This window comes from Nocardioides perillae (genome assembly GCF_013409425.1).
Lineage (GTDB): Bacteria > Actinomycetota > Actinomycetes > Propionibacteriales > Nocardioidaceae > Nocardioides > Nocardioides perillae.
The window spans coordinates 172484-184570 of sequence record NZ_JACCAC010000001.1 but is presented as its reverse complement, the minus strand read 5'-3'; the positions used below and the strand labels follow the sequence as shown (position 1 = coordinate 184570).

Here is a 12087-nt window from a genome sequence, read left to right as displayed (position 1 = left end):
CTTCAACCACCTCTGGAGGCACCGTGAGCGAGCACCGCCCCCCGACCCGGTCCGGCCGCGCGCCGGCCGCGGCCCCCCGCGACGTCGAGCTCGGCCTCGACACCTTCGGCGACGTCACGGTCGACACCGACGGCCGCCCGCAGAGCGCCGCGCAGACGCTGCGCGAGGTCGTCGAGCAGGGCGTGGTCGCCGACGAGGTCGGGATCCACGTCTTCAACGTGGGCGAGCACCACCGCGACGACTACGCCGTCTCGGCGCCCGACGTGGTGCTCGCGACCCTCGCCGGCCGCACCCGTCGGATCCGGCTCGGCACCGGCGTGACCGTGCTGAGCAGCGACGACCCGGTGCGGGTGCACCAGCGCTTCGCCACCCTCGACGCGCTCTCGGGCGGCCGCGCCGAGATCACCGTGGGCCGCGGCTCGTTCACCGAGTCCTTCCCGCTCTTCGGCCACGACCTCGCCGACTACGAGGTGCTCTTCGAGGAGAAGCTCGACCTGCTCGCCGCGATCCGCCGCGGCGGCCGCACCCGCTGGCAGGGCACCCACCGCGCCCCGCTCGACGCCGAGGTGCACCCCCGCGTCGAGGACGGGCCGCTCCCGGTCTGGGTGGGTGTCGGCGGCTCGCCGGAGTCGGTGGTGCGCACGGCGCGCCACGGGCTGCCGATGGTGCTCGCGATCATCGGCGGGCAGCCCGCCCGCTTCGCGCCGTACGCCGACCTCTACCGCCGCGCCCTCGACGAGCTGGGTCAGCCGCAGCTGCCGATCGGCGTGCACGCGCCCGGCTTCGTCGCGCGCACCGACGAGGAGGCCAAGGAGCGGATGTTCCCCCACTTCAAGGCCAACCGCGACCGCATCGGCCGCGAGCGCGGCTGGGGCCCGACGACCCGGGCGCAGTTCGAGGGCGAGGTGGCGCACGGCGCCGTCTTCGCCGGCTCGCCGGAGACGGTGGCCCGCAAGATCGCCGACACGGTGCGCACGCTGGGCCTCTCGCGCTTCGACCTGAAGTACTCCAACGGTCCGCTGCCGCACGCCCACCTGCTCGAGTGCATCGAGCTCTACGGCCGCGAGGTCGCGCCGCGCGTGCGCGAGCTGCTCGCCGAGGAGGCCGTGCCGGCCTGAGGCCACACGACGACGGGCCGGTGGGGAGTCCCCACCGGCCCGTCGTCGTCGTGCGTCGTGCTGGGCGTCAGCCCTTCTTGGACACGCGGTCCTTGAAGGCGGTCGCGGGCTTGAAGGCCGGGGCGGTGCTCGCCTTGATGGCGATCTCCTCGCCGGTCTGCGGGTTGCGGCCGGTGCGGGCCGCGCGCTCGCGGGCCTCGAAGGTGCCGAAGCCGGCCAGCGAGACCTTCTCGCCCTTCGCGACGGTGGCCACGACGGCCTCCAGGACGGCGCTGATCGCGCGGTCGGCGTCGGCGCCGCTCAGGCCGCTCTCGCGGGCGACGGTCTCCTTGAGCTCGGTGCGGTTCACGTGGGGTCTCCTCGTAGGTGTGGGGAACCGATCAGCCGCGACACTAGGCCACGAACGGCCGGAAAGCCGCGTCACCCCGCCGATCCGGGCCGCGTCGTCGTCGCGGGGGTGGGTACCTCCCGGTCATGGCGGAGAGCAGCAACGGGCCCGACGAGGCCGTCAGCGACGTGTGGGACGACTGGCGCGAGGCGGTCAACATGACCGCCAAGCAGCTCGAGGACTGGCTGGCGACCGACGAGTCCCAGAGCGTCGGGCAGGGCGAGGGCGAGTCGACGGGGCACGAGTCGGGCCGCCGGATCGTGGAGATCCTGCAGACCAAGAAGGCCGACCTGACCGAGGACGACGCCCAGCACATGCGCAAGGTCGTCGGCTACGTCAAGCGCCACCTCGCGCAGGGGCCGCAGGACGACGTCGAGCACAGCCGCTGGCGCTACTCGCTGATGAACTGGGGCCACGACCCGCTCGAGGACTAGGGGAGCGCGGCGACCAGCGCCTCCCCGAGGGCGGTGCCCGAGAGCCACGCCCCCTCGACCTTCGAGACCGGTCCCCAGCCGTCGCCGCACACGCCGAGCCTGCGGCTCGAGAGCAGGTACGCCGCGTCCCGCTCGCCGACCGGCCGTGCCAGCGACCAGCGGTGCACGTGGTGGCCGGCCGGCTCGTCAGGGATGCCGAGGAGCCGCTGGAGCGCCGCGAGCACGGCGGGGCCGGCCGACGCGGGGTCGGCCAGGTGCCGCGCAGCGCGCTCCGGCGTGGTGTGGGCGACCAGCACGGGGGCGTCGTCGGCGCGGCGCCGCCCGTCGTCGGCGATCCAGGCGACGTCGGGGTCGCCGTTGACGAAGGCCCCGTCCAGCGGGCGGCCGGTCGCGGCCAGCAGGTCGTCGCCCCAGCAGCGCTCGGGCCACCAGGCGACCAGCGCCAGCACCGGCTCGGAGGGCCGCCGCAGCTGCTCGGCCTCCGCCGCCAGCCCGGTCCCGAGCAGGCGCCGGGCCTGCTCGTCGGGCATCGCGAGCGCCACCGCCGACGCCGGGCGGCCGTCGACCAGCAGCCCGGCCGCGGCCCCCTCGCCGGCGCCGTCGTGCGCCCCGTGGTCCGCCGCCGCGAGGTCGACCCGCTCGACCTCCGCCTGCCGCACCTCGAAGGGCGCGGCGAGGTCCTCCACCAGCGTCCGCAGCCCGCCCGGCGTGGCCCACCGCACCGGGCCGCTGGCCAGGCGCGGCGGGGCGCCCGCCTCCAGCACGTGGAAGGTGTCGGTCCAGGGACGGGCCAGGCCCGCCGCCTCCCACCGGTCCACGACGGCGGCGAAGCGCGGGTCGGACACCGTGAAGTAGGACGCCCCGGTGTCGACCGGACGGCCGTCGAAGCGTCGGCTCGCCATCCGACCGCCGATGCGGCGGCCCCGGTCGACCAGCTCGACCGGGTGGCCCGCGGCGGCCACGGCCCGGGCGCAGGCGACCCCGGCGAGGCCCGCGCCGACCACCACGACGGGGGCGTCGGCGGAGGGTGCGGCGGTCGCGCGCGGGGCGGTGGTGGGACGGTCGTCGGCGGGGGTGCTCACGCCCGCCAGCGTGCCAGCGCCCGCCACACCGGCCGCGCGCCCCGGCGTACGCCCCCGCGTGGGGTGGTCTCGACCGGCGCGACCGCGCCGAGGACCGAGGACTCAGGTCCCCCACGACGGCGCCGATGGTCCCGGTCGGAGGTGGTTGCAGTGGGCAGGTTCGACCAGAGCCAGCAGGTCCCGCAGGCGGCGCAGGAGCTCGCCGAGGCACGCGCGAACATGGACGCGGTCAACGCCGTCGTGGCGGCGCTGGCCCGGGTGCGCACGTCGCAGGAGGCCGTCGAGGCCGCGCTGGGGGTGGTGCGCGAGGCGTTCGGCTGGGCCTACGGGTCCTACTGGCGCCTCGACGAGGACACCCAGCGCCTCACCTTCGAGCGCGAGGTCGGGACCGCCGGCCCCGAGTTCCGCGAGGTCACCCTCGCGGCGAGCTTCGGCGAGGGCGAGGGCCTCAGCGGGCGCGCCTGGCGCAGCCGCGACCTCGTCTTCGTGCCCGACATCGGGCAGGTCACCGACTGCGTGCGCGCCCCTGCTGCCCAGCGCGCGGGGGTGAAGTCGGGCGTCTGCTTCCCCCTGCTCGAGGCCGGCGAGGTCGTCGGCACCATGGACTTCTTCACCACCGAGACCCTCGAGCCGACCGAGCAGCGCCTGGCGGCGCTGCGCAGCGTCGGGGTGCTGGTCTCCCAGGCCTGCGAGCGCGTCGCCGACACCGAGCGCCGCGCCCAGGCCGACCTCGACATGGCCGCGGTCAACCACGTGCTCCGCAGCGTCTCGACCGCGACCGACCGCGCGTCCGCCCTGCAGCTGGCGCTCGACGGCATCCGCACCGGCTTCGGCTGGGCCTACGGCTCCTTCTGGGCCGTCGACGAGGCCGCGGGCGTGCTCCGCTTCGGCCAGGAGTCGGGGTCGGCCGGCGAGGAGTTCCGTGCCGTCACGCTGAGCGCGAGCTTCGCCCGGGGGGTGGGGCTCTCGGGCCGGGCGTGGGCGCGCGAGGACCTCGTGTTCGTGCGCGACCTCGGCGAGGTGACCGACTGCGTGCGCCGCCCGGCCGCGCAGCGCGCCGGCGTCCGCTCCGGCGTGTGCCTGCCGATCGTGGCCGGCGGTCGCGTCGTGGGCACGATGGACTTCTTCGTCACCACCACCGTCTGCCTCTCGCAGAGCCGCGAGGACGCGCTGCGCAACACCGCCTTCCTCGTCGGCCAGGCCCTCGAGCGCGTCGACGCCGCCGAGCGCGTCGCGCTGACCGCGCGCGACCTGGGCGCCTCCGTGCAGGCCGTCGAGCGCAGGGTCGAGGCGGCCGACACGTCCGCGGCGGAGGGCCGCAGCGTCGCGGAGCGCGCCGACCGGCTCGTCGGCCAGCTCGGCGAGTCGAGCGCCGAGATCGGCAAGGTGGTCAAGGCGATCCGCGGCATCGCGGCCCAGACCAACCTGCTCGCCCTCAACGCCACGATCGAGGCGGCCCGGGCGGGCGAGGCGGGCCGCGGCTTCGCCGTGGTCGCCGGCGAGGTGAAGGAGCTCGCGGCGGAGACCTCGGGTGCGACCACCGACGTGGACACCCGCGTCACCGCCATCCAGGAGCAGGTGGCCGGCGTCGTCGAGGCGCTGCAGGAGATCACCCGGTGCATCGACGTCACCCAGGAGGCGATCCACGGGGTGCGCGAGGACCAGGCGGAGGTGGCGCGCCACCTCGTGGCGCGAGCCTGAGAGTCGCCTGAGGGAGCGGCGCCGCGGGCATGGTGCCCCCGCCGCGCGGTTACCGGGGTGGTCCCTGACCACCTCGACCGCCCCGCGGTCGTCGCGACCTGCCGGAGGCCCCGTGCCCACGATCGACCGCACCGTCACCGTCGACAAGTCCCCCTCGGTGGTCTGGGACTACCTCTCGGACTTCACGAAGACCGAGGAGTGGGACCCGCCGACGGTCTCGACGACGCGCACGGCGGGCGACGGCGGCGTCGGCACCGTCTACCACAACGTCACGAAGTTCCTCGGCAGCGAGACCGAGGTCGACTACCACGTGACGGACTACGTCGAGGGACACCGCATGGAGCTGCGCGCCTCGACGTCGTCGATGGAGCTGCACGACACCTTGACCGTCGAGCCCGAGGGCACCGGCACGTCGGTGCGCTACGTCGCGGAGTTCACGCCCACCGGCGCCGCGAAGCTCGCGACCCCGCTGATGGCCCCCGGCCTGAAGGTGCTCGGCGACAAGGCCGCACAGCAGATGCAGGAGTGCCTCGAGCGTCTCTGACGCCCTCCCTCCGGTCGCCGCACCCACGCCGGCGGCCTGCACGCACACCCACCCGCACCACCGATCCCGAGGAGACCCACCGTGGCCCGACTCACCCTGTCCCGCTCCCTGCACGACGTCGGCCTGGCGGCCTGGTTCGGCGGGACGCTCGCCAACGCCGTCGCGCTCAACCCCGCTGCGGCCGAGGCCGGCCAGGACGGCCGCACCGGCGCCGTCGCCAACGCCGGCTGGGACCGCTGGACCCCGGTCAACGCGGCCGCCATCGGCCTGCACCTCGCGGGCGCCGTCGGCCAGCTCGTCGGCGACTCCGGTCGCGTCGCCCGCCAGCGCGGCGTCGGCACGACCGCGCTCGCCAAGACCGCGCTGACGGCCGCGGCGCTGGGCGTCACGGCGTACTCGCGCTCGCTGGGGCGCACCGTCTCGCAGGCCGGCTCCGTGCCCGCCGCGTCGGGCACGCAGCCCCAGGCCCACACCCCGCAGGACGTCGCGGCCGCGCAGCGCAAGCTCGCCGCGCTGCAGTGGCTCGTGCCGGCGATGACGGGCGCGCTCGTCGTCACCAGCTCCTACGCCGGGGAGCAGCAGCGCGCCAGCGAGCAGGTGCGCGGCCTGGCCCGGCTGCGCGGCTGACACCCGCCCCAGCACGTCGGCACGACGGCCCTCCCGCGCTGCGGGAGGGCCGTCGTCGTGTCGCGGTGGCGCCTCAGGCTCAGCCGGTCGCCGCGCGGGCGAGCCGCGCGACCTCGGCGGCGTCCGGGCGGGCGTCGGGGTCCTTGTCGAGCATCGCGGTGACGAGCTCGCGCAGACGCGCGTCGACGTCGGCGGGCAGCGCCGGGACGGGCTCGTGCACGTGGGCGAGCGCCGAGGCGAGCGGGGTCTCGCGGCGGAAGGGCCGGTCGCCGGTGAGGCAGGCGTGCGCCACGACGCCGAGGGAGTAGACGTCGGACGCGGTCGTCGCGCGGCGCCCGGTCACCTGCTCGGGGCTGATGTAGTCGAGGGTGCCGAGGATCTCGCCGGTCGCGGTCAGCGGCTCGGCGCCGTCGGGGCTGGCGATGCCGAAGTCGAGCAGCACCGGTGTGCCGTCGGGGCGCACCACCACGTTGCCGGGTTTGAGGTCGCGGTGCACGATCCCGTGCGCGTGCACGACCGCGAGGGCCTCGGCGAGTCCCGCGAGCACGCCCGCGGCGACGGCCTGCGGCAGCGGCTCGCCGTCGGCGAGCAGCTCGTCGAGGGGGTCGCCGAGCACGAGCTGCATCACGAGGTAGGGGTGGACGGCCGGGCCGTCCTCCTGCTCGCCGTAGTCGTGGATGCGCGGCAGCCCGGGGTGGTCGAGCGAGGCCAGGCACGCCGCCTCGGTGCGGAAGCGGGCCCGCGCGACCTCGTCACCGGGGTCGCGGGTGTGCAGCCGCTTCAGCGCGACGACGCGGTCGTCGCGGGCGTCGTGCGCGACGAAGACCGCACCCATCGCGCCGGTGCCGACCAGCTCGAGCAGCTCGTAGCGGCCGCCGACCAGGTCGCCGGGGGGCGACGCGGGCGCGTGGACGACTTCGGTCACGGACGACCTCCGGAGGGACGGGCAGGGGCCCCGACGGTGCCCCGACCGTACCGGGCTCATGCCTCGCGCCCGCGTACGACGGGTCTCACCGCCGCGGGCATGGCCACCCGCCGGGGTGGGTACGTCCGCGCATGCAGACCCCCGACGACGGCGCCCGCGCGCGCCGCCCCGAGCCCGGCACGGCCGACACGGTCGTGCTCGACGTCGACGGCACCCTGGTCGACTCCGTCTACCACCACGTGTGGGCCTGGCAGCACGCCTTCGCCGAGGTCGGCGTCGACGTGCCGCTGTGGCAGGTCCACCGCGCGATCGGCATGGGCGGCGACCGCCTCGTGGCGGCGGTCGCGGGCGACGCGGTGGAGCGCGGTGTCGGCGACCGGCTGCGCGAGGTCCACGACGAGGCCTACGAGCGCGTCGTGCGCACCGTGCGCCCGCTGCCGGGGGCCGAGGACCTCGTCACCACCCTGCTCGAGCAGGGCTGGCGCGTCGGCGTGGCCAGCTCGGGCACGCGGGAGCAGACCGCCACCGCGCTCGAGCTGCTCCCCGACGCGCACCGCCTCGACGCGGTCGTCGCCGGGCCCGACGTCGACACGACCAAGCCCGCCGCCGACATCGCCCGGCTGTGTGTGGAGCGGGCCGGGGGGAGCGCCGGGCTGCTGGTGGGCGACACCGTCTGGGACGTCCGCACCGCCGGTGCCCTCGGTGGCGCGTGCCTGGGCGTGCTGACCGGCGGGTTCTCCGAGGCCGAGCTGCTCGACGCCGGCGCCTTCGCGGTCGTCGGCAGCGCCGAGGACGTGCCCGCCGCCCTCCACGACCTCGCGCCGCACCACCGCGGCGCGGTGACCCCGTCGACCCGCGAGGTGCCCCGTGCCTGAGACCGACATCGGCGGCCTCGCCATCGCCTGGGACCGCCGCGTCCTCGAGCCGCGCCCGTGGACGGCCGAGCAGGCGCAGTGGCTCGCCGAGCTCGCCGTCGACGCACCGCCGGGCCCGGCCCTCGAGCTGTGCTCCGGCGCGGGCCACCTCGGTCTGCTGCTGACGCACCTCACCGGGCGCCCGCTGGTGCAGGTCGACGTCGACCCCGTCGCCGGTGAGTTCGCCCGCGCCAACGCGGCTCGCCACGGCATCGCCACCGACGTGCGCACCGCCTCGATGGACGAGGCGCTCGGCGAGGACGAGCGCTTCGCCCTGCTGCTGGCCGACCCGCCGTGGGTCGAGCGGGCACGGATCGGGGACTTCCCCGACGACCCGGTGCGCGCCATCGACGGCGGTGACGACGGCACCGCCCTCGCGCGGCTGTGCCTGCGCGTCGCCGAGGCCCACCTGCTCGACGACGGCGTCCTGGTGCTGCAGGTCGGCGACCAGGGCCAGGTCGACCGGATCGCCGCCGACCTCGACGCGCTCGCGCCGCGGCTGCGCCTCGTGGACTGCCGCGTCCGGGAGCGCGGAGCGCTGGCGCACTTCGTCGCCGGGTCGCCGCTGACGGGGGCCGTCGGGGCGCTCGGGGCCGTCGGGGCCGTCGGGCGAGGACTGGTCGACGCACAGAAGGGGCACCCGCAGCCGTGATCGTCTCCGTCCTCGGCACCGGCTACCTCGGTGCCACCCACGCCGCCTGCATGGCCGCGCTCGGCCACACCGTCGTCGCGGTCGACGTCGACCCCGACAAGGTTGCCTCGCTGCGCGCGGGCCGGGTGCCCTTCCACGAGCCCGGCCTGCCCGAGCTCCTCGAGGCGGGCCTCGCCGCCGGCCTGCTCACCTTCACCACCGACGTGGCCCAGGCCGCGGACGCCGACGTCCACTTCGTGTGCGTCGGGACGCCGCAGGCCGACGCCGACGGCCGGGCGGATGTCTCGGCCCTTGACGCCGTCGTGCGCGCGCTGGCGCCGCACCTGCGGCGACCCACCCTGGTAGTCGGCAAGTCGACCGTCCCGGTCGGCACCGCCGAGCGGCTGCGCGACGAGCTGCGCGCGCTCGCGCCCGCCGGCGACGCCGTGGGCCTCGCGTGGAACCCGGAGTTCCTGCGCGAGGGCAACGCCGTCGAGGACTCGCTGCGGCCTTCTCGCCTCGTGCTGGGCGTCGAGCGCGACGCCGACGAGCAGCTGCTCCACGACGTCTACGCCGACGTGGTCGCCACCGGCTGCCCCGTCGTGCGCACCGACCTGCCCACCGCCGAGCTGGCCAAGGTCGCGGCCAACGCCATGCTCGCGACCCGCATCTCCTTCGTGAACCTCCTCGCGGAGGTCTGCGAGGCCGCCGGCGCCGACGTCGAGGGGCTCACCGAGGTGCTCGGCCTCGACCCGCGCATCGGGGCCCAGCACCTGCAGCCCGGCCTCGGCTACGGCGGCGGGTGCCTGCCCAAGGACATCCGGGGCCTCGCCGCCCGCGCGCGCGAGCTGGGCGTCGAGCAGCCGCTCGACCTGCTGACCGCGGTCGACGCGGTCAACGGCTGGCAGCGGGAGCGCACCACGCGCCGAGCCCTGCGGCTGGCCCTCGAGGGCGCCGCGCTCGCGGGGGCGGCGCTCGACCGGCACGGGGCCGTCGGCGGCGGTGTCGGCGGTGGTGTCGGCGGTGGTGTCGGCGGTGGTGTCGGCGGGGCGCCGGTGGTCGGGGTGCTCGGCGGCGCGTTCAAGGCCGGCTCCGACGACGTGCGCGACTCCCCGGCGCTCGACGTGGCGACGGCTCTGCTCGAGGAGGGTCTGCTCGTGCGCGTCTTCGACCCTGCGGCCGGCGACAACGTGCGGCGCGGCTTCCCCGGCCTCGACGTGGTCGACTCCGCGGAGGAGGCGGTCGCGGGCGCCCACCTGCTGCTGGTCGCGACCGAGTGGCCGGAGTTCCGCGCCCTCGACCCGGCCGTCCTCGCCGACCTGGCTGCCTGCCCCCGCGTCCTCGACGCCCGCCTCGTCCTCGACGAGGCCGCCTGGACCGCTGCCGGGTGGGAGGTGCACACGACGGGCCGCGCTCCTCGGGGTGGCGTGGTCGTGGAACGCCCGGTCACGCCGGTCGTCCCGCTCGTCCCGGCCCAGCGCGCGGTGCCGGTCGAGCGTGCGGTGCCGGTCGAGCCGCGGGTCGCGGGTCGCCTCGGCGCCTGACGTCGCCGTCGCCGACCGGTCGTCGCGTCGCTGTCCAGCGCCCCGGGTGTCCGTGGTCGTGCTGGAGGCGGGCGGGCGGGCCGGTCCCCGGGCCTGGCCCACGGGCGGGGCCGTGAGCGGGGCCCGCGGTGCGGTCGCGTTCGCGGCGTCCGTCAGTGGGTGAGCTTCAGCCCGACGACGCAGCCGACGAGCCCGACGAGCAGCAGCAGCCGCAGGACGCTCGTCGGCTCCGTCCCGGTCGCCATGCCGTAGGCCACCGTGAGGGCCGCGCCGATCGAGACCCACACGGCGTACGCCGTGCCGGTCGGCAGCGTGCGCATCGCGAACGCGAGCCCCACCATGCTGACCGCCGCGGCCACGGCGAAGACCAGCGACGGCACGAGCCGGGTGAACCCCTCCGAGCGGCCGAGCGCCACTGCCCAGACCGCCTCGAAGCACCCCGAGACCACCAGCACCAACCACGCCACGACGCCCACCTCCGTGGCCGTCTTGTCGCTGTCCGGGTACGGCTCCCTCGTCCGGCGGGCGGTCGTCACGCCACCCGTGCTCCCGACCCTAGCCCGCCGTGTCCCGGCCGCCCGCCCCCGCTGCTCGAGCCGCGAGCCCCGGGCCGCGTGTCCAGACTGCCGAGGGGTCGCGCGCTGCGCAGACGCCGAGGGGTCGCGCGTTGGGCTCGTGTCGAGGGGTCGCGCGCTGGCAGCGGGCTGGTGGTCTAGGGGGTCGTAGGCCCGTGCCGGATCGGACCGTTCGCACAGCCGTGCGCAGGTACGCGGTGCCGGGCGGTGTGGGTGGGTCTGGTGGCGTCGCCTCGGCTCAGGTCCGTATGGGTCGGGTGCGGGCGAACGTGACGCGGTGGCGGTGGTAGGTGGTCTCGTAGGCGGGGTCGTGTGCCCTGGCGTGGTGTCTGGGGCACAGCAGGTAGCCGTCGGCGAGGTCTGTCTTGCCGCCGGCATGCCAGGGGGTGCGGTGGTGGGCGTGGCACATCGAGGGCGGCCAGTCGCAGCCGTCGGCGGTGCAGCCGCCTTGGAGGCGGGCGAGGGCGAGGCGTTGGGTCTTGGTGAAGTAGCGCCGGGTGCGTCCGACGTCGAGGGGCTGCGACGCGCCACCGAGCACGACGGGGACGATCCCGGCGCCGCACGCCCACAGGCGGGCTTTCGCGGCGGTCATCCGGGTGCCGGTCGACAACGACACGGGCGCGTCCGCGCCGGGGCCGGTGCCGGTGAGCTGCGCCAGATCCAGGGTGACGGTGACGGTGGCGTCCACACCACCGGCTTGCACCCCAGTCCCCGGTGCTGCCTCGCCCGCGGCCCGGTGTCCGCCGTGGCGGGTGCGGATGTATTCGCAGAACGCCTGCCCGCGCCGTAGCGGTCGGGGGACCCGGTTGCCGTGCTGATCGACCGGGACCGGTTCGGTGCCGTGGGTGGCGTGGTGGTGTCGGGGTGCGGTGAGTGCGTCGAGAGCGGCCGTGAGCATGTCGGCTTCGGCGGTGGGGATGGTGAACCGGCCGTGGGCCTTGCCGTGGCCGTCGCGGGTGATCGTGAAGCTGGCTGCCGCGGCGGCTGCTGCTTCTTCGCGTTCGAGGCGGTCGCGTTCGACGTCGTCGGCGATCTCGGGGGCGACGACGTCGAGGATCCGGTCGCCGAGGCGTTTCAGCTCGACCGCGTCGAAGGAGCCGGCCAACTGGAGGAGGTGGGTGCGGGCGGTGTCGACGACTGCGATCCCGACCCGGTCCACCGGCAGGGCGTCGACCGCGCGGGTGATGACTTCGGCCTGCTCGGGCAGCACCACCCCGGCGGCCATCGCGGCGAGCACGGTGCCGTGGCGTGCCTCGAGCGCCGCGGCGTGGCGGACGGTCGCGACGGACTTGGCGCGTGTCTGGTGGGTCAGCTTGGCCCAGTGCGCCCCCGTCGAGGTCGCGCCCGTGGCGTCACCGACACCGGCACGGTCGGCGGCGGCGACGGTGGTGAGCTCCAGTGCGGCGAGGCGGGCACGACACTTCGCCAGCCCGATCAGCGCCGCCTCCGCCTCACTCGGGGTCAGTGACCAGGTCGGCGTACCCGCGGCGTGGTCGAGGTCGGTGTCGAGGCAGGCGAGCGCGACCAGCAGCGGATGCTGCCGGGAGTGGTCGCGGTGGTCTGCCATGAGACGTACTCAACCACCTGCCACCGACAGTCCCGCC

General features: G+C 76.1%; 13 protein-coding genes and 1 riboswitch. Of the genes, 8 read left to right on the top strand and 5 right to left on the bottom strand.

What is annotated here, in order from left to right; translation table 11 throughout:
• Window positions 1-23: 23 nt before the first annotated feature.
• Window positions 24-1118: an Atu2307/SP_0267 family LLM class monooxygenase gene (locus BJ989_RS00900; protein WP_179516615.1), complete on the top strand. Its 1095-nt coding sequence runs from the start codon at window positions 24-26 to the stop codon at window positions 1116-1118.
• 67 nt (window positions 1119-1185) lie between these two features.
• On the opposite strand, the gene BJ989_RS00895 is transcribed toward BJ989_RS00900, so the two are convergent.
• The gene (locus BJ989_RS00895) at window positions 1186-1542 is read right to left on the bottom strand and encodes an HU family DNA-binding protein (protein WP_179516614.1); all 357 of its coding nucleotides are present in this window, start codon (window positions 1540-1542) and stop codon (window positions 1186-1188) included.
• A gap of 50 nt (window positions 1543-1592) precedes the next feature.
• Between BJ989_RS00895 and BJ989_RS00890 the strand changes: the two genes are divergently transcribed.
• A complete protein-coding gene (locus BJ989_RS00890; RefSeq protein WP_179516613.1) occupies window positions 1593-1940 on the top strand; it encodes a DUF3140 domain-containing protein in 348 nt (115 codons plus the stop codon).
• On the opposite strand, the gene BJ989_RS00885 is transcribed toward BJ989_RS00890, so the two are convergent.
• The gene (locus BJ989_RS00885; protein ID WP_179516612.1) at window positions 1937-3022 is read right to left on the bottom strand and encodes an FAD-dependent oxidoreductase; all 1086 of its coding nucleotides are present in this window, start codon (window positions 3020-3022) and stop codon (window positions 1937-1939) included. The genes BJ989_RS00890 and BJ989_RS00885 overlap by 4 nt on opposite strands.
• Before the next feature lie 150 nt (window positions 3023-3172).
• Here BJ989_RS00885 and BJ989_RS18045 point away from each other — a divergent pair, with 150 nt between their 5' ends.
• The 3 genes from BJ989_RS18045 to BJ989_RS00870 all read left to right on the top strand — a co-directional run bounded on the left by BJ989_RS18045 (window position 3173) and on the right by BJ989_RS00870 (window position 5894).
• Window positions 3173-4723, top strand: a complete 1551-nt coding sequence (locus BJ989_RS18045; RefSeq protein WP_218848646.1) for a GAF domain-containing protein — start codon at window positions 3173-3175, stop codon at window positions 4721-4723.
• A gap of 112 nt (window positions 4724-4835) precedes the next feature.
• Window positions 4836-5267 (top strand): SRPBCC family protein, encoded by a 432-nt coding sequence (locus tag BJ989_RS00875; protein WP_179516611.1) that lies wholly within the window; start codon window positions 4836-4838, stop codon window positions 5265-5267.
• Between the two features lie 81 nt (window positions 5268-5348).
• Window positions 5349-5894: a hypothetical protein gene (locus BJ989_RS00870; RefSeq protein WP_179516610.1), complete on the top strand. Its 546-nt coding sequence runs from the start codon at window positions 5349-5351 to the stop codon at window positions 5892-5894.
• A gap of 79 nt (window positions 5895-5973) precedes the next feature.
• On the opposite strand, the gene BJ989_RS00865 is transcribed toward BJ989_RS00870, so the two are convergent.
• Window positions 5974-6819: a protein kinase domain-containing protein gene (locus tag BJ989_RS00865; protein WP_179516609.1), complete on the bottom strand. Its 846-nt coding sequence runs from the start codon at window positions 6817-6819 to the stop codon at window positions 5974-5976.
• A gap of 131 nt (window positions 6820-6950) precedes the next feature.
• On the opposite strand from BJ989_RS00865, the gene BJ989_RS00860 reads away from it, so the two are divergent.
• From BJ989_RS00860 to BJ989_RS00850, 3 genes are read left to right on the top strand one after another with little or no spacing between them, the layout of a single operon-like run.
• A complete protein-coding gene (locus BJ989_RS00860; protein WP_179516608.1) occupies window positions 6951-7694 on the top strand; it encodes an HAD family hydrolase in 744 nt (247 codons plus the stop codon).
• Window positions 7687-8385, top strand: a complete 699-nt coding sequence (locus BJ989_RS00855; RefSeq protein WP_179516607.1) for a methyltransferase — start codon at window positions 7687-7689, stop codon at window positions 8383-8385. The genes BJ989_RS00860 and BJ989_RS00855 overlap by 8 nt, the downstream gene beginning before the upstream one ends.
• Entirely contained in the window at window positions 8382-9908 is a 1527-nt protein-coding gene (locus BJ989_RS00850) for a nucleotide sugar dehydrogenase (protein ID WP_179516606.1), read from the top strand. The genes BJ989_RS00855 and BJ989_RS00850 overlap by 4 nt, the downstream gene beginning before the upstream one ends.
• Window positions 9909-10060: 152 nt before the next feature.
• Here BJ989_RS00850 and BJ989_RS17305 read toward each other — a convergent pair whose 3' ends face one another.
• Entirely contained in the window at window positions 10061-10375 is a 315-nt protein-coding gene (locus BJ989_RS17305; protein ID WP_343048968.1) for a DMT family transporter, read from the bottom strand.
• 12 nt (window positions 10376-10387) lie between these two features.
• A riboswitch (guanidine-III (ykkC-III) riboswitch) is annotated at window positions 10388-10452 on the bottom strand.
• A 269-nt stretch (window positions 10453-10721) separates the two neighbouring features.
• On the bottom strand, window positions 10722-12050 hold the full coding sequence (locus BJ989_RS17300; RefSeq protein ID WP_246283376.1) for an HNH endonuclease signature motif containing protein: 1329 nt from the start codon (window positions 12048-12050) through the stop codon (window positions 10722-10724).
• Window positions 12051-12087: the final 37 nt, after the last annotated feature.